The organism is Microbacterium galbum, assembly GCF_032464915.1.
GTDB lineage: Bacteria > Actinomycetota > Actinomycetes > Actinomycetales > Microbacteriaceae > Microbacterium > Microbacterium galbum.
In genome coordinates this window covers 1,614,826-1,633,419 of sequence record NZ_JAWDIS010000001.1, presented here as the reverse complement: position 1 = coordinate 1,633,419, position 18,594 = coordinate 1,614,826, and the positions used below count along the sequence as shown (strand labels likewise).

The following is an 18,594-nucleotide window of genomic DNA, read 5'->3' as shown; positions in this document are numbered from 1 at the left end:
GGTTCGGCGCGCCCCGCCGGAATCCGTGGTCTTCTCGTCCGCATCGGGCGGTGCGCCGGGTCGCCGGCGGATCGTCGTCGACGCGCACGTTCCTCGCCGCCTCCTCGACGGAGACTCCCGAGAAGAACGCGATCCTGCGAGCACGCGCACCGACCGCCGCCGCACGATCGCGGCATCCGGAAGATTTTTCCCTCACCCTGTCGATTCCGCTCGGTGCCGTTCGACGCGATAGTAGGGGCAGGCATTCGCTCCCCTCAGATCGCTCGAGAGAGCACCGACGAGAAGAGTCCACGATGAAGTACATGCTGATCATGCGCGGCACCGACGAGGCGTACGCGGCGTACAAGCGGATCCCGTTCGAGCAGGTCATCAACGACATGGGCGCCTACAACGAGGCGATGATGACCGCCGGCGTGCTGGTCGCCGGAGACGGTCTGGCCGAGGACATGAGTCAGAACTTCACCGTGGCCTTCGGCGGCGAGGAGCCCGTCGTCACCGACGGCCCCTACGGCGAGACGCACGAGCTGTTCAACGGCTTCTGGATCATCGAGGTGTCGTCGAAGGACGAGGCCGTCGAGTGGGCGCGGCGAGCGCCGCTCATCGCGGGCAACACGCTCGAGGTGCGTCGCGTGACCGACGAGACGGACTTCGCCGCGTTCGCCGACAACGCCTACATCCAGAAGGAGGAGGGCTGGCGCGAGGAGCAGTCCTCCCGGTGAGCCCCGACCCCGTCGCCGACGTCGCGCGGCGCGTCGCGGCGATCTGGCGCATCGAAGGCGCCCGCATCGTCGCGACGCTCGCGCGCGTGGTGGGAGACCTCCCGACCGCGGAGGATCTGGCTCAGGATGCCGTCGCCGAGGCGCTCGCGCGCTGGCCTCGCGACGGCGTTCCGACCAACCCCGGCGCCTGGCTGAGCGCGGTCGCGAAGCGACGGGCGATCGACGACTGGCGGCGGGCGCGGAACCTCAGCGAGAAGTACCGGCTGATCGGCGCGGAGACGGACGAGATGACGGATGCCGAATGGCATCCGATCGACGACGATGTGCTGCGTCTGGTGTTCGCGGCGTGTCATCCCGTGCTCGCTCCGGAGGCGCAGGTGGCGTTGACGTTGAAGGTCGTCGGCGGCCTCGGCTCAGAAGCGATCGCCCGGCTGTTCCTCGTTCCGATACCGACGATGCAGCAGCGGATCGTCCGCGCGAAGAAGGCGCTCAGCGCCGCGCGAGTGCCGTTCGAGGTGCCGGATCCGGCGGAGTGGCCGACCAGGCTCCGCGCCGTCCTGAGCGTGATCTACCTCATCTTCACCGAGGGCTACGCCGCCACCTCCGGCGACGCGGTCCTGCGGACGGAGCTCGCGCACGAGGCGATCCGTCTCGGGCGCGTCCTGGCGCGGCTGCTCCCCCGCGAGCCCGAGGTGCTGGGACTCGGCGCCCTCATGGAGCTGCAGGCGTCGCGCTTCGCGGCCCGCGTGGATGCGAACGGGGATGCCGTGCTCCTCGCCGATCAGGACCGGCGGCGCTGGGATCGCTCGGCGATCGCCCGCGGGTCGGCGCTGCTGGCCCGCGCCGATGCGATCGGGCGCGGGCGCGGGCCGTACCAGCTGCAGGCCGCGATCGCGCTCTGTCACGCGGAGGCGGCGAGCGTCGACGCGACGGAGTGGGATCGCATCGCCCTGCTGTACGAGGTGCTCGGCCGGGTGGCCCCGAGTCCCGTCGTCGAACTCAATCGCGCCGTGGCGGTGTCGATGGCATCCGGGCCTCTCGAAGGACTCGCGATCGCCGACGGTCTCGCCGCCGCCGGCGCGCTGAAGGGGTCGCACTTGATCCCGTCGGTGCGCGGCGAGCTGTTGGCACGGCTGGGACGCACGCGCGAAGCGCACGACGAGCTCCTGAACGCGGCGGACCTCGCCCGCAACGAGCGCGAGGCAGCGCTGCTCCGGCGGAAGGCCGAGGCGCTGGCACCCTGACTCGTGGCCTGCGACTCCCGGTCCCTTCGACAGGTTCAGCGACGTCGACGACCACACAGGTGGCTGAGCCTGTCGAAGCCACCGAGACGTGCGGCGGGGCCGGGGGAAACCCGACCCCGCCGTCACTGCGCGTCAGGCCGCGGGGACCTCGGCGGGCGCCGTGCGCGAGATGAGCGTCACGAGCGCCTCGATGATGGAGCGCAGGAACTCCGCCGTGCCCTCGTTCGTGACGGTGCCGTCCTCCTCGAACAGGCCGGGGGTCGACTGGATGTAGCCCTCGGGCTGGCCCAGGACGAGAGCGTTGTAGTGCAGGAGCACCGAGCGCAGGTGCTGCTGGCCAGCCGCGGTGGCGATGCCGCTCTGCGACGTGCCGATGACGGCGGTGGGCTTGTCGTTGAACGACGCCTCGCCGTAGGGGCGGGCGGACCAGTCCAGGGCGTTCTTGAGAACGCCGGGGATGGAGCGGCTGTACTCGGGGGTCACGATGAAGACGCCGTCGGCATCCTGGATCGCGTTCTTGAAGTCCGTCGCGACCTCGGGGAAGTTCCCGTCGTAGTCGGGAGAGTAGAACGGGAGGTCCTTGATCGGGATCTCTTTCAGCGTCACGCCCTCGGGCGCCACCTTCTCGAGCGCCTTGGCCAGGCGGCGGTTGATGGAGGTGCTGGAGATGCTGCCGACGATGTAGCCGATCGTGTAGTCGGTCACGATGATCCTCTCTGTGCTGACGGGGGCGCAGTGACTGTGCCCAGGTGCATTCACGTGCAAGCGTCACCCGCCAACCTGTATTCCGCCCCCGCTTGACTCCGCCCTGCGGGGGATGCAGGTGTGGGGGGTCCCCCTTAGCGTGGAGGGATGGCACGACTCACCCGTTCCCAGCGGCGCAACGATCTCGTGCTCGCGGCGGCCCTCCTGCTGGGCGGCCTCATGAGCGCCGTGCTGTCGTCGATCTCCGGCCTGTACGGCGACAAGCAGGGCTCACTCGCCATAGCCCTCGGTTACGTCGCCTTCCTCGCTGTGCCGATCGCGTTTCGTCGACGCTGGCCGTCGGTCGCGGCGGTGCTGGTGTCGCTCGCGTACTTTATGGCCGTGACGTTCCGCATCCCCGAGGTGTACGCGGGGAACATCGCGATGTTCATCGCGCTTTACACGGTCGGCGCGTGGGAGACGAACCGACGCCGAGCCACAATCGTGCGCGTCGCGATCGTCATCGGCATGTTCGCCTGGCTCTTCATCGTGATGTTCCAGGAGGCCACGCAGCCGATCGATCCGAGCGTCGAGGGGCCCTTCTCGCGCGCCGGCGCGTTCTCGCCGTTCGTGGCCTATCAGCTGCTGAGCCTCGCGCTGAACGCGCTGTATTTCGGCGGCGCCTACTACTTCGGCAACCGCTCGTATCAGCAGATGCGCGAGCGCGCCGAACTCGAACAGCGAACCGCCGAGCTGGAATCGGAGCGCGAGGTGACCGCGGCCCAAGCGGTGGCACTCGACCGCGTGCGCATCGCCCGCGAGCTGCACGACGTCGTCGCCCACCACGTGTCGCTCATGGGTGTGCAGGCCGGAGTCGCCCGCGCCGTTCTGGCGAAGGACTCCGAGAAGGCGCGCGAGGTGCTCGCGGGCATCGAGGACTCGGCCCGGACGTCGCTCCACGAGCTGCGCCAGCTGCTCGAGACCCTGCGGGCGCCCGGGAACGACAGCGATCCCGACACCGCTCCGACCACGCACGGCTTGACCTCGATCGCCGCTCTCGTCGACGAGGCTTCCGCCGCGGGACTCCCCGCCACCTTCACCGTCATCGGGGAACCGATGCAGGACCCGCCTCCTCTCGTGCAGGTGAACCTGTACCGCATCGCCCAGGAGGCGCTCACGAACGCGCGTCGCCACGCCGGCCCCCACGCCACCGCCGATGTGCGCCTCCGGTTCGACCCGGATGCCATCGAACTCGAGGTCGCGAACACCGGACGCTCCGGCTCCACGACACCGGGGCTCGGACAACTCGGCATGCGCGAGCGCGCGGCGGTGTCGGGCGGCACCATCGAGATCGGCCCACGCTCGCGAGGCGGGTACCTCGTGCGCGTCCGCGTGCCCGCGGCCGAGAGCGAGGTCGCCCATGTCTGAGGTGCGGGTGCTGCTGGTCGACGATCACGCGATGATGCGTGCGGGGTTCCGCACGATCCTCTCGCTCGAAGACGACCTCCGCGTCGTCGGCGAGGCCGCCACGGGGCGCGAGGCGATCGCCGCCGCGGCGGAGCTCCGCCCCGACGTGATCTGCATGGACGTGCAGATGCCCGACATGGACGGCCTGGAAGCGACGCGACTGCTGACGGCGGACCCCGACTCGGATGCCGCGATCCTCATCGTCACGACCTTCGACCGCGACGACTACCTGTTCGCCGCCCTGTCCGCCGGGGCGAGCGGGTTCCTGCTCAAGAACGCGGGGCCGGAGGAGCTCGTCTCCGCGGTGCGCATCGTCGGAGCCGGAGACGCCCTGCTCGCGCCGGAGGTCACCCGCCGGGTGATCGCGCGGTTCGCCCCGGGAGGGTCGCCGGAGCCCGCGGCATCCGTTCCTCCCCCGCTCGCTCTCGTGGAGCCGCTCACCGAGCGGGAGGCGGAGGTGTTGACGCTCGTCGCCGAGGCCCTGAGCAACGCCGAGATCGCCGCGCGGCTGTTCATCGGCGAGGCGACGGTGAAGACGCACGTGTCGAACGTGCTGCAGAAGCTCGGCGCGCGCGACCGCGTGCAGGCCGTGGTGCTCGCGCACCGGCACGGGTTGGCCTGAGGGCGCGGCGAGTTCCGCGGGAGAGCAGGCGAGGACGCACTCGTTCGCCGATGACGCACGCCTTCGCCGCGAAACGGGTGCGGTCTCGACACACGCGTACGCCCTCGCCGGTCCACCCCGCCCTGCGCGACCTCGCACCCGCCCGAGACGACCCGCCCCCTCGCACGCCCGCCCCTCCCCCGTGGGGCGGAGGCGATGACCCCACCCGCGGCGGAGGCGCCACGGCACCCGCCTCCCTAGCGTGGAAGACAACGAGAAGAAGGGATGCACCGTGCTCGAACTGGACGGCATCACCAAGAGCTACGGCGGTCGCCGCGTGCTCGACGACGTGGGCTTCACCGTGGCCGCGGGGCGGCTGACGGGCTTCGTCGGCGGCAACGGCGCTGGCAAGACCACCACCATGCGCATCGCCCTCGGCGTGCTCGGCAAGGACGCCGGTTCGGTGACCCTCACGGGCTCGCCGGTCACCGCCGCCGACCGTCGTCGCTTCGGCTACATGCCGGAGGAGCGGGGGCTCTACCCGAAGATGAAGGTCGCCGAGCAGATCGCCTACCTCGCCCGCCTGCACGGCTTCTCGAAGGCCGACGCCACGAAGAAGGCGACCGTGCTGCTCGAGCGCCTCGGACTCGGCGAGCGCCTCGGCGACCTCGTCGAGACCCTCTCCCTGGGCAATCAGCAGCGCGCGCAGATCGCGGCGTCCCTCGTGCACGAGCCCGAGGTGCTCATCCTCGACGAACCGTTCTCGGGCCTCGACCCCCTCGCGGTCGACGTGGTGGCGGGCGTCCTGCAGGAGAAGGCCGCGGCCGGTGCCGCCGTGCTGTTCTCCTCCCATCAGCTCGACGTCGTCGAGCGCCTGTGCGACGACCTCGTCATCATCGCCGGCGGCACGATCCGCGCCGCCGGGACCCGCGACGAACTGCGCGCGCAGCACGCCACGCATCGCTACGAACTGGTGTCGCGCAGCGACGCCGGGTGGCTGCGGGACGAGCCCGGAGTGACGGTGATCGACTTCGACGGCGGCTACGCCCTGTTCGACACCGCCGACGACACCACCGCGCAACGCGTGCTCCACGGTGCCGTCTCGCGCGGCGACGTCGCCAGCTTCGCCCCCCAGCGGCCGACCCTGGCCGAGATCTTCAAGGAGGTCATCCAGTGAGCACCACGACCCCCACCCGCCGCGCCCCCGGTGAGGCGCTGAGCATCTGGCTCGTCGCCGAGCGCGAGATCGGCTCCAAGCTGCGGAGCAAGCCCTTCGTCATCTCGACCGCGGTGCTCGTCCTCGCCGCCCTCGCCTCCGTGCTGTGGGGCGGGTTCACGGCCGGCAACGCCGCGTCCAGCGGCATCCCGGTCGCCGTCACGTCGCAGACGCAGAGCGCCGTCTCGGACCTCGACGGCCTGGAGGTGACGGTCGCCGACAGCGATGACGCCGCTCGCGCGCTCGTCGCCGACGGCACGGTGGATGCCGCCCTGGTCTCGGGGTCGTCGGAGGCGTCGTTCGACTTCACCGTCGTGGTCAAGGACAGCGTGCCCTCGACGCTGCTGCAGATGCTGAGCGAGACCCCGCCTGTCGACCGCATCGAGCCCGGGTCGAACGCGGCCGACATCCTGCGGTACTTCATCGCGCTCGCCTTCGGCATCGTGTTCCTCATCGCCGCGACGACCTTCGGCGGCACGATCGCGCAGAGCGTCGTCGAGGAGAAGCAGACGCGCGTCGTCGAGATCCTGATCTCGGCCATCCCCGTGCGGGCCCTGCTGGCGGGCAAGGTGCTGGGCAACACGATCCTCGCGATGGCGCAGATCGTGCTGCTCGCAGCGGTCGCGGTCATCGGGCTCGCGGTGACCGATCAGGCGGGGGTGCTCGACGCCCTCGGCGCGCCCATCGCGTGGTTCGCGATCTTCTTCCTCTTCGGCTTCGTGCTGCTGGCGGCGCTGTTCGCCGCGGCCGCGGCGATGGTGTCGCGGCAGGAGGACATCGGGGCCACCACGACGCCGATCACGATGCTGGTCATGGCGCCGTACTTCCTGGTGATCTTCTTCAACGACAACCCCGTCGTGCTCACCGTGATGTCGTACGTGCCGTTCTCCGCCCCCGTGGGCATGCCGCTGCGCATGTACCTCGGCGACGCCCAGTGGTGGGAGCCCGTGCTGTCGCTGCTGATCCTCCTCGCCTCGTGCGTCGCGGCCATCGGACTCGCGTCCCGCATCTACAGAAACTCCCTTCTGCGCATGGGGGGCCGCGTCAAGCTCGCGGAGGCGCTGAAGGGCTGACCGGTTCAGGTCCGGTCACGCCGGCGGGATGGATGCCGAGGGCTTCGGCATCCATCCCGCCCGTCGTCATTCCTCGAGGACGGCGAGGACATTGCCCGCCGGGTCGCGGAACCACGCGATGAGCGGACCGCCCTCGTGCATGATCCCGCGCGAGTCGGTGGGGATGTCGGCGTCGTCGTAGATCTTGGTCTCGACGCCCCGGGCCCGAAGGTCGTCGACGGCCGCCTCGACGTCGGCGACGGGGAAGTTCAACACGGTGAACGACGCCGGCTCGTGGTGGGGCTTGCCGTAGACGAGGATGCTGCCCCCGGATGCCAGGTGCAGGCGCAGGAAGCCCGATCCCTCGAGCACCTCCACCCGCAGGCCGAGGGTGTCGGCGTAGAAGCGATGAGCGGCGTCGAGGTCGTCGACCGCGAAACCGGAGAAGGCGCCATCGGGGCGGAACATGTGGGTTCTCCTTGCATCAGCGCGCCACGTACGCCGTGACGCTGTCGGACAGACGGATGGGGATGCCCTCGACGGCCGACGGGTCGGTGTCGCCGACCGCGACGGTCAGGGCGGTGTCGATTCCGAACGCGGCCGACGGACCGGCGCTTCCGGAGGCGCAGCCCACCGACCACGGGCGATTGTCGGATGACGTGAACGTCGCGATGCACACGCCGTCGCCGTCGTCGGGCTGGGCGAGGTAGACACGGAAGTCGCTGACCGTCGCGATGTAGCGGGTGCTGGAGGGATCGATCCCGCTGTCGCGCAGGATGTCGGCGGAGATCACGTCTTCCACCGTCTGCGGGAACGTCAGCTCCGGGTAGGTCGCCGCCGCGGGATCGGCCGAGGCGGCGGGCGGGGCGAGATTCGCGCCGATCGCGATGCCGAGCCCGACGAGCGCCACCGCACCGGCCGCGGCGACGGCCCATCGCAGCGCCCGACGAGCACGTCCGGCCGCGGGGCCGGCCTCCGTGTACGCCGGCTCCGGACCGACGGCGTCGGGCGCCGCGGCATCCGCGGCTCGGGGATCCCCGACGTCGGAGACGGAGAGCAGGGGTTCGGCGCGGCGCCGTTCTTCGAGCTCCGCGAGCCGGGCAATCATCTCGGGCGTCGCGCTCGCGCCGTCGACGCCGTAGACCCGCTCGCGCAGCCCCTCCAGCTCGACGTCCTCGTCCATGCGACGACTCTACGACCGCGCGGCGGGGCCGGGGCGGGCTCGCCGCGCGGCGACAGGCGGCGCGAGGCCCCGGAGGTCGCCGAGGGGACCGGAGGCCTCGACGGGCTCAGCCACTTCCCCGCCGGCCCGGGCGGCTCAGCGTGCGGCCGTGGCCTCCAGCGCGTCGGCGGCGAGGACCAAGGCGAGGTGCGACAACGCCTGCGGGGTGTTGCCCGCCTGCCGGCGATCGCGGGGGTCGTACTCCTCCGACAGCAGGCCGATGTCGTTCGCGACCGCCGTGAGGCGGCGCATGAGGGCGACGGCATCGTCGCGACGACCGCTGTGGGCGTACTGCCCGACGAGCCAGAACGAACACGCCAGGAACGGATGCTCGTCGCCCGCGAGACCGTCGACGCCGGTCGTGCGGTAGCGCAGCAGCCAGCCGTCGGGCATGAGCGTCTGCTCCATCCGCGCGACGGTGGCGAGCATGCGGGGATCGTCGTAGGCGCAGAACCCCACCTGCGGCAGGATCAGCAGCGACGCGTCGACCTCGTCGGTGTCGTAGTGCTGCGTGAACCACCCGCCCGCGTGCACGCCGTGCGCGTCGATGTCGGAACGGACCCGGTCGCGCAGCGTGCGCCACGTCTCGACGTCGCCGTCGAGACCGTTCTCTTCGACGGCCCGGATGCCGCGGTCGAACGCCGCCCACACCATCGCGCGCGAGTGGGTGAAGAAGTGCGGGTCGCCGCGCATCTCCCAGATGCCGTTGTCGGCACGATCGAACCACTGCACCGACTGCGTGAGGAGGGCGCGCTGAAGGCCCCACGAGAACGACGTCTCGGTGACGCCCGCGCGGCGCGCGGCGTCGAGGGCCACCATCACCTCGCCGATCACGTCGGCCTGGTACTGGTCGACCGCGCCGTTGCCGATGCGCACGGGGCTCGCGCCGTCGTAGCCGGGCAGGCTCGTCAGCTCGCGCTCGGGCAGATCGCGTTCGCCGGCGATGCCGTACATGATCTGCACGTCGGCGGGATCCCCGGCGATCGCGCGCAGCAGCCAGGTGCGCCACCGGTGCGCGGCCTCGAGGAAGCCGTGCTCGATGTACGCGGTGAGCGTGAGGGCGGCGTCGCGCAGCCAGACGTACCGGTAGTCCCAGTTGCGTCCCCCGCCGAAGGCCTCGGGCAGCGACGTCGTCGCGGCCGCCACGATGCCGCCGGTCTCGGCGTGGGTCAGCGCCCGCAGCACGAGCAGCGACCGGGTGACGAGCTCGGCGTGCTCCCCGGATGCCGCGACGCGCGCCGCCCACGCCGTCCACCACTCGCTCGTGCGCTTGAGGGTGGCATCGACGTCGATGGGCGCGGGGGGCTCCCGCCACGACGGCCCCCACGACAGCACCGAGTCCACGTTCTCTCCGGCGACGGTGGTCCACAGCGCCCGGTGGGCGGTGTCGACGGCGATCAGGCGCGGACCGCGCAGGACGACGGCATCCGGCCCCGCCACCGCCAGGACCGCGTGCTCGCCCCCGGCGCCGATCTGCCGGACCCACGGCACGGCGCGCGCATAGTCGAAGCGCAGGCGCACCTCGCTGACGAAGTCGACCTCGCCCGAGATCCCCACCACGCGCCGCACGAGCGCCTCGACGCCCTCGTCGACGGGCATGGCGTCGTGCACCTCGGCGACGCCCGTCGGCGTCTCCCACCGCGTCACCAGCACGAACGTGTCGCCGTCGTAGTGGCGCGTCGCGGTGGCATCCGGATCGCTCGGGCGCAGCGACCAGGCCCCGTGCGACTCGTCGCCCAGCAGGGCGCCGAACATCGACCCGCTGTCGTACCGGGGCAGGCAGAGCCAGTCGACGCTCCCCCCGCGGGACACCAGGGCGGCGGAGCGGCAGTTGCTGAGGACGGCGTAATCCTCGATCGGAGTCGTCACCCTCGTGATCATGTCAGGTGGCACCGGCACCGCGGCAGAGCATCTCGATAGTGGCATCCCTGTGCCGGCTGCAAGCACCCTGTCGGCGTCGGTGCGGGGCGCTACGGTGGCCGCATGGCGGCGGACACCACCCTGATCATCCTGGGCGCTTCGGGCGACCTCACCTCTCGACTGCTCCTGCCGGCCCTCGGCCAGCTGCTCACGCGCGAACCGGACCGCTCGGTCCGGCTGCACGGCGCCGGCATGGAGGACTGGACCGACGACCACTGGCGCGACACCGTGCGGGCCTCGTTCGCGACGATGGGCGGCGAGGGGGCCTTCGAGAAGGTGGCCGAGACGACCTACAGCCAGGTGGACATCACCCGAGCCGCGGACCTCCAGAAGCTCCTGGATGCCGCGGAGGGCCGACCCGCGCTGTACTTCGCCGTCCCCCCGGCGGTCGCCGAGAAGGCGTGCGTCGCCCTCGCCGACGTGACGATCCCCGAGGGGACCGTCCTGGCCCTCGAGAAGCCGTTCGGCACCGACGAGGCGAGTGCCCACGCGCTCAACCAGCAGGTCGCGAAGCTCGTTCCGGAGGACCAGGTCTTCCGCATCGACCACTTCCTGGGGCGGTCGACGGTGCTGAACCTGCTCGGCGTCCGCTTCGCCAACCGCCTCATCGAGAGCGTGTGGTCGGCCGACGACATCGCATCCGTCACGGTCGACTTCCCCGAGAAGCTCGGACTCGAGGGGCGCGCCGGCTACTACGACCGCGCGGGCGCGCTGGTCGACATGATTCAGAGCCACCTGCTGCAGGTGATGGCGTTCGTCACGATGGAACCGCCGTCCTCGCTCGACCAGCTCGACCTGCGGGATGCCACCTCGGCGGTGCTGCGCGCGACCCACGTGTGGGGCGACGACCCGGTGAAGAGTTCCCGCCGCGCCCGCTACACCGAGGGGACGATCGGCGACCGGCACTTCACCTCCTACGCCGACGAGCCCGGCGTCGACGCGTCCCGGCAGACCGAGACCCTCGCCGAGATGACCGTCGAGGTCCGCACGGCCCGCTGGGAGGGCGTCCCGATCGTGCTGCGCTCGGGCAAGGCCCTCGGACCGGATGCCGGCGACCCGGCCGTGACCGTCACGTTCAAGCCCGTGCGCCACCTCCCGCACGGCTTCATCGGCGAGAGCGAGCCGACGGTGATGACGTTCTCGCTCGGCCCCGACACCATGAGCCTCGGGCTGAACGTCAACGGCGCCGACGACCCGCTCGAGCTCGAGCGCGTGACCCTGGGAGCCGACCTCGGCGAGGGCGGCCTGAAGGCCTACGGCGAGGTGCTCTCCGGCATCCTGGACGGTGACGCGATGCTCGCCGTCCGCGGCGACGCCGCCGAGCAGTGCTGGCGCATCGTGCAGCCGGTCATCGACGCGTGGCGCGCGGACGAGGTGCCGCTCGACGAGTACCCGGCGGGCACCGCGGGTCCGGCCTCCTGGGGGCTGTGACTTTCTCCGTCACACGGGAACATCGGGGGGCTCGACGGCGTTCGATGGACTGGGTCAACGGAGCCCCGGCAACGTTCTCACCCTCAGGAGTCCCCATGTCCCACGTTCTCGACCGCACCGCCCAGACCGACGTCCCGATCCTCGACGTCCTCGCCGAGCGATGGAGCACCCGTGTCTTCGACGCGGAGGCCCCGATCGACGAAGACGCCCTGCGCGCCGCCCTCGAGGCTGCTCGCTGGTCGCCGTCGGCCAACAACTCGCAGCCGTGGCGCTTCCTGCTCGCCCGCCGCGGAACCGACGCGCATGCGCAGATCGTGGGCTCGCTCGTCGGTTTCAACCAGGGCTGGGCGCCGGCCGCTGGCGCGCTGCTCGTCATCCTCGCCGAGACGGCCGACGAGGAGGGCAACGCCCGCCCGTGGGCGACGTACGACGCCGGTCAGACGGCCGCCTTCTTCACGGTCGAGGCGCACGCCCGCGGCCTCGCCACCCACACGATGGGCGGCTTCTCCCCCGACGACCTGCGCACCGCGTTCGACATCGAGGAGCGCTTCACGCCGGTGACCGTGATCGCCGTCGGCGCCTTCGGCGACCTCGATGCCGCTGACGAGGCCGTCCGCTCGCGCGAATCCGCGCCCCGCGTGCGTCGTCCGCTCGCCGAGTCGCTGCTGCTCGACGCCTGAGGCCCCGCGGCGTCCGCCGCGCCCCGCCGGCCCGCGGCATCCGTCCGCCCCCGGCCCGTCATTCACGGGACGGGGGCGGACGGCGTTTCCGCGGCGGTCGCCGCGGGCCCGCGGATTCCACGGCCACGGCCCGCCTCACCCGCGGCCGAGCGCGCGGACGAGCGAGCCCGCGCGGGGGCCGGCCACCTACCCTCGCGGAGGTGACGACCTCCTCCTCCTCCGGCATCGGCACCGCGCGACCACGCCGACGCATCGTCGCCTGGCTGCTCCCGGGTCGACGCGGGCGTCGACTCGCCCTGGCCCTCGGGTCCACGATCCTCCTGATCGCGATCGCGGGACTCCCGGTGTTCGTCTTCCCCCCGCCCGGCGACCCGGGCGACGCGAGCCTCGTCTACGTCATCGGGCCGCCCCAGCAGGAGCGGCTCGACCTCGCCCGCACGCTGCGCGACGCAGATCGACCCGTTCCGCTGCTGATCTCCGTGTCCGACTCCGGCACGGGCCACGGCGAGGCCCGCTTCGATGCCGCGGCTCTGGACGTGTGCCGACGGCGCGGGGTCACCTGCGAGACGCCCGACCCGTTCACCACCGCCGGCGAGAGCCGGCTCCTCGACCGCTACGACGCGACGCACGAGTCGGGCAAGACCGTGGTCGTCACGTTCACGCCGCACGTGGCCCGAACCCGGTACATCTTCGCGAAGTGCTCCGCCGCCGATGTCACCGTGGTGGGCGTCGACACCGACCTGACGCTGTTCGACTGGGTGTTCCAGTACGCGTACCAGAGCGCGGCGTTCGTCAAAGCCTGGCTGACGCCCTGCCCCTGACCCCCGCATGAAGAGGGGGGATGCCGCGCGCTGAACGTGGCATCCCCCCTCTCGTGACCTTCCGTCTACTCCACGATCTCGGCCTCGATCACGTCGTCGTCGGTGTCGTCGGTGTCGTCGGCCGCGGGGCCGGCGCTCGCCAGCATGAGCGACTCGCCGTCGCTGGCCACGTCGACCCGGACGACGTCGCCGTCGCGCACGGTGCCGGCGAGGATCGCCATCGCGAGGCGGTTCTGGATCTCGGTCTGGATGAGCCGGCGCAGCGGCCGGGCGCCGTACACCGGGTCGTACCCGCGCTCGGCGAGCCACGACCGCGCGTCGGGGGTGACGGCGAGGGTGAGCCGGCGCTCGCGCAGCCGCTTGTGCAGCGCGTCGACCGCGAGTTCGACGATCTGGGCGAGGTCGTCCTGGCTCAGGGCCTGGAAGATCACGATGTCGTCGAGACGGTTCACGAACTCGGGCTTGAAGGCCTGGCGCACGAGCGCCTGCACCTGGTCGCGCTTGGCATCCATCGACAGCGTCGGGTCGATGAGGATCGGCGAGCCGAGATTGCTGGTGAGGATCAGGATGACATTGGTGAAATCGACCGTGCGGCCCTGACCGTCGGTCAGGCGACCGTCGTCCATGACCTGCAGCAGCACGTCGAACACCTCGGGGTGGGCCTTCTCGACCTCGTCCAGCAGCACCACGCTGTAGGGGCGACGGCGCACAGCCTCGGTGAGCTGGCCGCCGGCCTCGTACCCGACGTAGCCCGGAGGGGCTCCGACCAAGCGCGAGACGGAGTGCTTCTCGCCGTACTCCGACATGTCGATGCGCACCATGGCGTGCTCGTCGTCGAAGAGGAAGTCGGCCAGCGACTTCGCCAGCTCCGTCTTGCCGACGCCCGTGGGGCCGAGGAACAGGAAGGAGCCGACCGGGCGGTTCGGGTCGCTGATGCCGGCGCGCGAACGACGGACGGCGTCGGAGACGGCCTTCACGGCATCCTTCTGCCCGATCAGACGTCTGCCGAGCTCGCGCTCCAGGTGCAGCAGCTTCTCGGTCTCGCCCTGCAGCAGACGGCCGACCGGGATTCCGGTCCACGCGGCGATGACGGCCGCGATGTCTTCGTCGGTGACCTGCTCGTTCACCATTCGGTCGCCCGCGGGCTCGTCGCGCTCGGCCTTCATGAGTTCGCGCTCGAGCGCCGGGATCTCGGCGTACAGCAGCCGCGACGCGCGCTCGAGGTTTCCCTCGCGCTGGGCGCGCTCGGCATCCACGCGGGCGGCGTCGAGCCGGGTCTTGAGGTCTCCGACGCGGTTGAGCGAGGCGCGCTCGCGCTCCCACCGGGCCTGCAGCTCGTCGAGCTTGGCCTGTTCGGCGGCGAGGGTCTCGCGGAGCGTCGCGAGCCGCTCCTTCGAGGCGGCGTCCTTCTCCTTCTTCAGCGCGAGCTCCTCGAGCTTGAGCCGGTCGACATGCCGGCGCAGCTCGTCGATCTCCAGCGGGGCCGAGTCGATCTCCATGCGCAGGCGGGATGCCGCTTCGTCGATCAGGTCGATGGCCTTGTCGGGCAGCTGACGCGAGGGGATGTACCGGTTGGACAGGGATGCCGCGGCGACCAGCGCCGCGTCGGCGATGGCGACCTTGTGGTGCGCCTCGTAGCGCTCCTTGAGGCCGCGGAGGATCGCGACGGTGTCTTCGACCGTCGGCTCGCCGACGTAGACCTGCTGGAAGCGGCGCTCGAGGGCGGCATCCTTCTCGATGAACTCGCGGTACTCGTCCAGCGTGGTCGCGCCGATCAGGCGCAGTTCACCGCGGGCGAGCATGGGCTTGAGCATGTTGCTGGCCGCGACCGAGCCCTCGCCGCCTCCCGCACCCATGAGCACGTGCAGCTCGTCGATGAACGTGATGATGCGCCCGTCGGATTCGGTGATCTCCTTGAGGACGCTCTTCAGCCGCTCCTCGAACTGGCCGCGGTACATCGCCCCGGCGACGAGCGCCGAGATGTCGAGCGAGACGAGCTCTTTGTTCTTGAGGCTCTCGGCGACGTCGCCCGCGACGATGCGCTGAGCGAGCCCCTCGACGACGGCGGTCTTGCCGACGCCGGGTTCGCCGATGAGCACGGGGTTGTTCTTGGTGCGCCGGGTGAGCACCTGGCTGACGCGGCGGATCTCGCCGTCGCGCCCGATCACGGGGTCGAGCTTGCCCTGGCGGGCCCGGTCGGTGAGGTTGATGCCGAATTGCTCGAGGGCGCTGCGCGCGTCCTCCTGCCCCGGCTGTTGTGTGGCGTTCATGTGTTCTCCTGAAGTCTGTCGCAAAGTTGAGTTGCGTTGACTCAAGTTTAGCAGCGCGTCCTTCGAAGGGCAATGGATGCCACGACTCCCGCGCGCTACGGTCCCTCGCGCCGGCACGGCGAGGGCGGAGCTCCGGCTCTCCGAGGCCTCACCGCCCACCCCGCACGCCGGCGTCCCATTCCGGACACCGAGAGCGCGCCACGTGCACGAGATCACCCGCTTTCGCGTCGGCATTGCGTGATCTGGGCAGAGAGGGGCCATCTCGACGGACGTCGCACCGGCAGGCCTCGTGCCGGTGCGGGCGACCGTGGGGCGGCAGCAACGTCGCGGGGTGGCGGGGCGGGGGATATCGGTCAGGCCGGGATCGCCTCCGACTCCGGGACGGACGCCGAAACCTCGGCCCCTGTGCACGAGAAACGGGCGCGGTACGCCGTCGGCGTCAGACCCATCGTGCGGGCGAAGTTCTGCCGCAGCACCGCGGCCGACCCGAAGCCGCACTCGGCGGCGATGCGGTCGAGCCCGAGGTCGGTCTCCTCCAGCAGTCGCTGCGCATGCAGCAGGCGCTGGCGCGCGAGCCATGCCGCGGGGGTGGCACCGAGGTCGGCCTTGAACCGCCGGGCGAAGGTGCGGGGAGACATATGGGCGCGCGCCGCGAGCCGATCGACCGACAGCTCGGCATGCAGGTTCTGCAGCATCCATTCGGTGACCGGGGCGAGCGAGAGCGAGGCGTCGATCGGAATAGGAGAAGCGATGAACTGCGCCTGGCCGCCGTCGCGCTGGGGGGCGACGACCATGCGCCGCGCGATGCGGTTGGCGAGTTCGGAGCCCAGCTCCTGCCGGAGCAGGTGCAGACAGGCGTCGAGCCCCGCCGCCGTCCCGGCGCTCGTGATGATGTTGTCCGATTGCACGTACAGCACGTCGGGATCCACGTCGATCTGCGGATACATGCGCGCCATCGTGTCGGCATAGCGCCAGTGCGTGGTCGCGCGCCTGCCGTCGAGCACCCCGGATGCCGCGATGACGAACGATCCGCTGCACACGCTGAGAAGCCACGCGCCGCGGGCGTGCGCGGCGCGGACGACCTCGATGACCCGCTCATCCACGTGATCCCACTGCGAACGCGGGATCGGCGCGAGCACGAGGATGTCGACGTCCTCCGCGGCATCCAGGCCGTGCTCGACGTTGATCGAGAAGCCGATGTTGGACGACACGGCGCCCGGGTCGGGGGCCACGATGCGGAAGTCGAAGTTCGGGATGCCGTCGTCACTGCGGTCGAGACCGAAGGCCTCGCAGGCGAGGCCGAACTCGAACGGGGCGAACCCGGGTTGGACGACGACGGCGACCGAGCGCATGCGCACCTCCGAAGTGGCAGAAATCTTACGATGTGCGTCCATCATGCCACTCGTAGGCCTGATTCCTCTACCCGTAGCTTTCCTGCCATGGCTTACTTCATCGCTCTCGGCATCCTGTCGCTCGCCGGAATCATCGGCACCGTGTGGCTCATTCGCACCGACGGCTATGGCCGCATCCCCACCGACCCCTCGCGCCTCGCGTCGACAGAGCGAGCCCGCGCCGTGCCCACGACAAAGGTCGGTCAGCCACTGACGCCCGCGACGGCGGTCGGGCAGCCGGCGCCTGCGACGGAGGTCGCGCAATCGGCGAAGCCCATAACGGCGACGATCGCCGTCCCGCGGCCCGGCGGTCGCCTGGCCTGACCGCCGTTCGGTTCTTCCCCGCCCACTCCCGGGCGCCCGACGGAACAACGAAGACCGAACCCCCGACACGCCGGCCCCCGGATGCCACACGCCGGCGTGTCGCCCGAACCACCCGCCGCCGTGCACACCGCGCCCCGCCGCCGGTGCCCGATCCACGGCGCCGGCGCGGGCGGATGACCCACGGCGCGACGGCGCGGCGGAGAAGCCCGGCGCGGACCGTGGCGGCGAGATCCCGACGCCGGCCGCGGAGACGCGTCAGCGGCCCGCGGCCACGGTCCGTTCGTACACGGCGACCATCGCCGCGGTGCGGGACGACTGGCGGAAGCGCTCCGCGATCGACGGCTCGGGTCGCACGGGCGAACCCGCGGCGATATCGGCGGCGGCGCGGCGCAGAGACTCCGCGAGTGCCGGGACCGTGGCATCCGCGACGGTCCAGGTCCCCCCACCGAGCTCGGCGGCGATGTCGGGGTCGCTGACCACGGCGGGCGTCCCCAGCGAGGCGGCCTCGAAGACCGTCATGCCCTGGGTCTCGAAGCCGATGGAGGTCTGCACCACCGCATCGGCGTCGGCGAGACGGGCGAGGGTCTCGGCGTAGGGCAGTCGTCCCGCGAAGGTCACGTCGGCGGTGGGGTGTTCGCGCTCGACGAGACGCCGCGCGGCGTTCAGCTGTGCGCCGCCGCCGATGATCTCGACCTCGGCATCGATTCCGGATGCCACGACGGCCTCGAGGAAGGGGAGCAGGCGTTTCTCGGGGCTCATGCGCCCGAGCCACACGAAGCGCGGACGACCGGGGCGGCGCGCGGAGGGGCCGAAGGCCAGGGCGGCGTCGAGCACGTCGTCGTCGATGCCGTTCCAGATGACGTCGACCGAGGGGGCCACCCCATGCTGCTCCAGGCGGCGGGCGAAGTGCGCGGACGGTGCCGTGACCGCGCGCGACAGTCGCGCGAGGCGGTGCAGGAACGCCCATCCGTCGACGCGCGACGCCGGGCCGCCGGAGCCCGTGGAAGCGCGCGGGGCTCGCAGCCCCTCACCGGCGTCCGGCGAGGACCTTCCGCCTCTGCGCGTGGCGAGCGGTCGGGCGGCGAAGGGAGCGTCCGCGACCGGCAGCGCCCGGCGCGCCCAGGCATTGAGCACACGCAGCACCAGCCCCGGAAAAGGCGCCGTCGCCGCGATCCCCACGTCGACGCGATTGTGCATCGTGTGCACCACCGGCAGCCCGTGTCGCGCGGCGAAGCGGTGGCCGATGAAGGCGCCCCAGAAGTCGGCCTGCACGTGCACGACGTCGGCGGGCAGCCGCGCGCCCATCTCGGCATCCAGGAATCGGTCCGTGCGCGCACCGGGCCACGTGAGCGCGTACTCGCGGTCGGGGGTGATCGCGATCGACGGGAGGTCGAGGTACGCCGGATCGTCGGATGCCGGACGATGCAGGCGCGGAGCGACGACCGTCACGAGGTGACCGGCGCGTTCGAGGAACCGTTTCTGCAGTCGCATCGACACCTGCGCACCGCCCAGCGACTCGAGGTGCTGGTCGGCGAACATCACCACGTGCACG

The 18,594-nt window shown here is 71.3% G+C and carries 17 protein-coding genes; 10 read left to right on the top strand and 7 right to left on the bottom strand.

Going from position 1 to position 18,594, the window contains the following annotated elements; genetic code table 11:
- Positions 1-293: 293 nt before the first annotated feature.
- Together RWH45_RS07695 and RWH45_RS07690 are read left to right on the top strand one after the other, a co-directional pair.
- Positions 294-719, top strand: coding sequence for a YciI family protein (locus RWH45_RS07695; RefSeq protein ID WP_315994282.1), 426 nt, complete (start codon positions 294-296; stop codon positions 717-719).
- On the top strand, positions 716-1,963 hold the full coding sequence (locus RWH45_RS07690) for an RNA polymerase sigma factor (protein ID WP_315994281.1): 1,248 nt from the start codon (positions 716-718) through the stop codon (positions 1,961-1,963). The genes RWH45_RS07695 and RWH45_RS07690 overlap by 4 nt, the downstream gene beginning before the upstream one ends.
- A 132-nt stretch (positions 1,964-2,095) precedes the next feature.
- Here RWH45_RS07690 and RWH45_RS07685 read toward each other — a convergent pair whose 3' ends face one another.
- Positions 2,096-2,668 (bottom strand): NADPH-dependent FMN reductase, encoded by a 573-nt coding sequence (locus tag RWH45_RS07685; RefSeq protein WP_315994280.1) that lies wholly within the window; start codon positions 2,666-2,668, stop codon positions 2,096-2,098.
- A gap of 147 nt (positions 2,669-2,815) precedes the next feature.
- On the opposite strand from RWH45_RS07685, the gene RWH45_RS07680 reads away from it, so the two are divergent.
- From RWH45_RS07680 to RWH45_RS07665, 4 genes are all read left to right on the top strand, one after another.
- Positions 2,816-4,075: a sensor histidine kinase gene (locus RWH45_RS07680; protein ID WP_315994279.1), complete on the top strand. Its 1,260-nt coding sequence runs from the start codon at positions 2,816-2,818 to the stop codon at positions 4,073-4,075.
- Complete coding sequence (locus tag RWH45_RS07675; protein ID WP_315994278.1) at positions 4,068-4,736, top strand: response regulator; 669 nt, start codon at positions 4,068-4,070, stop codon at positions 4,734-4,736. Before RWH45_RS07680 ends, RWH45_RS07675 begins: the two co-directional genes overlap by 8 nt.
- A 271-nt stretch (positions 4,737-5,007) precedes the next feature.
- Positions 5,008-5,892, top strand: coding sequence for an ABC transporter ATP-binding protein (locus tag RWH45_RS07670; RefSeq protein WP_315994277.1), 885 nt, complete (start codon positions 5,008-5,010; stop codon positions 5,890-5,892).
- The gene (locus RWH45_RS07665; protein WP_315994276.1) at positions 5,889-7,004 is read left to right on the top strand and encodes an ABC transporter permease; all 1,116 of its coding nucleotides are present in this window, start codon (positions 5,889-5,891) and stop codon (positions 7,002-7,004) included. Before RWH45_RS07670 ends, RWH45_RS07665 begins: the two co-directional genes overlap by 4 nt.
- A gap of 66 nt (positions 7,005-7,070) precedes the next feature.
- Here RWH45_RS07665 and RWH45_RS07660 read toward each other — a convergent pair whose 3' ends face one another.
- From RWH45_RS07660 to RWH45_RS07650, 3 genes are all read right to left on the bottom strand, one after another.
- Positions 7,071-7,451: a VOC family protein gene (locus tag RWH45_RS07660; RefSeq protein ID WP_315994275.1), complete on the bottom strand. Its 381-nt coding sequence runs from the start codon at positions 7,449-7,451 to the stop codon at positions 7,071-7,073.
- Between the two features lie 16 nt (positions 7,452-7,467).
- Entirely contained in the window at positions 7,468-8,166 is a 699-nt protein-coding gene (locus RWH45_RS07655) for a hypothetical protein (RefSeq protein ID WP_315994274.1), read from the bottom strand.
- 135 nt (positions 8,167-8,301) lie between these two features.
- A complete protein-coding gene (locus RWH45_RS07650; protein ID WP_315994273.1) occupies positions 8,302-10,074 on the bottom strand; it encodes a glycoside hydrolase family 15 protein in 1,773 nt (590 codons plus the stop codon).
- Positions 10,075-10,188: 114 nt separating this feature from the next.
- Here RWH45_RS07650 and RWH45_RS07645 point away from each other — a divergent pair, with 114 nt between their 5' ends.
- From RWH45_RS07645 to RWH45_RS07635, 3 genes are all read left to right on the top strand, one after another.
- Positions 10,189-11,556 carry a glucose-6-phosphate dehydrogenase gene (locus tag RWH45_RS07645; protein ID WP_315994272.1) on the top strand — a complete coding sequence of 456 codons (1,368 nt, stop codon included), beginning with the start codon at positions 10,189-10,191 and terminating at the stop codon, positions 11,554-11,556.
- A 95-nt stretch (positions 11,557-11,651) separates the two neighbouring features.
- Positions 11,652-12,236: a nitroreductase family protein gene (locus RWH45_RS07640; RefSeq protein ID WP_315994271.1), complete on the top strand. Its 585-nt coding sequence runs from the start codon at positions 11,652-11,654 to the stop codon at positions 12,234-12,236.
- A gap of 200 nt (positions 12,237-12,436) precedes the next feature.
- On the top strand, positions 12,437-13,057 hold the full coding sequence (locus RWH45_RS07635; RefSeq protein ID WP_315994270.1) for a YdcF family protein: 621 nt from the start codon (positions 12,437-12,439) through the stop codon (positions 13,055-13,057).
- Between the two features lie 65 nt (positions 13,058-13,122).
- Here RWH45_RS07635 and RWH45_RS07630 read toward each other — a convergent pair whose 3' ends face one another.
- Together RWH45_RS07630 and RWH45_RS07625 are read right to left on the bottom strand one after the other, a co-directional pair.
- Complete coding sequence (locus RWH45_RS07630; RefSeq protein ID WP_315994269.1) at positions 13,123-15,327, bottom strand: ATP-dependent Clp protease ATP-binding subunit; 2,205 nt, start codon at positions 15,325-15,327, stop codon at positions 13,123-13,125.
- Positions 15,328-15,680: 353 nt separating this feature from the next.
- Positions 15,681-16,679, bottom strand: coding sequence for a GlxA family transcriptional regulator (locus RWH45_RS07625; protein ID WP_315994268.1), 999 nt, complete (start codon positions 16,677-16,679; stop codon positions 15,681-15,683).
- Between the two features lie 87 nt (positions 16,680-16,766).
- Between RWH45_RS07625 and RWH45_RS07620 the strand changes: the two genes are divergently transcribed.
- A complete protein-coding gene (locus RWH45_RS07620; protein WP_315994267.1) occupies positions 16,767-17,042 on the top strand; it encodes a hypothetical protein in 276 nt (91 codons plus the stop codon).
- Positions 17,043-17,297: 255 nt separating this feature from the next.
- Here RWH45_RS07620 and RWH45_RS07615 read toward each other — a convergent pair whose 3' ends face one another.
- On the bottom strand, positions 17,298-18,593 hold the full coding sequence (locus RWH45_RS07615; protein ID WP_315994266.1) for a glycosyltransferase: 1,296 nt from the start codon (positions 18,591-18,593) through the stop codon (positions 17,298-17,300).
- Position 18,594 lies beyond the last annotated feature (1 nt).

Excerpts from the sequence above, each read along its gene's own strand:
- RWH45_RS07695 (WP_315994282.1), top strand. The coding sequence starts at position 294 with ATGAAGTACATGCTGATCATGCGCGGCACCGACGAGGCGTACGCGGCG.
- RWH45_RS07680 (WP_315994279.1), top strand. The coding sequence starts at position 2,816 with ATGGCACGACTCACCCGTTCCCAGCGGCGCAACGATCTCGTGCTCGCG.
- RWH45_RS07675 (WP_315994278.1), top strand. The coding sequence starts at position 4,068 with ATGTCTGAGGTGCGGGTGCTGCTGGTCGACGATCACGCGATGATGCGT.
- RWH45_RS07660 (WP_315994275.1), bottom strand. The coding sequence starts at position 7,451 with ATGTTCCGCCCCGATGGCGCCTTCTCCGGTTTCGCGGTCGACGACCTC.
- RWH45_RS07655 (WP_315994274.1), bottom strand. The coding sequence starts at position 8,166 with ATGGACGAGGACGTCGAGCTGGAGGGGCTGCGCGAGCGGGTCTACGGC.
- RWH45_RS07645 (WP_315994272.1), top strand. The coding sequence starts at position 10,189 with ATGGCGGCGGACACCACCCTGATCATCCTGGGCGCTTCGGGCGACCTC.
- RWH45_RS07640 (WP_315994271.1), top strand. The coding sequence starts at position 11,652 with ATGTCCCACGTTCTCGACCGCACCGCCCAGACCGACGTCCCGATCCTC.
- RWH45_RS07630 (WP_315994269.1), bottom strand. The coding sequence starts at position 15,327 with ATGAACGCCACACAACAGCCGGGGCAGGAGGACGCGCGCAGCGCCCTC.
- RWH45_RS07625 (WP_315994268.1), bottom strand. The coding sequence starts at position 16,679 with ATGCGCTCGGTCGCCGTCGTCGTCCAACCCGGGTTCGCCCCGTTCGAG.
- RWH45_RS07620 (WP_315994267.1), top strand. The coding sequence starts at position 16,767 with ATGGCTTACTTCATCGCTCTCGGCATCCTGTCGCTCGCCGGAATCATC.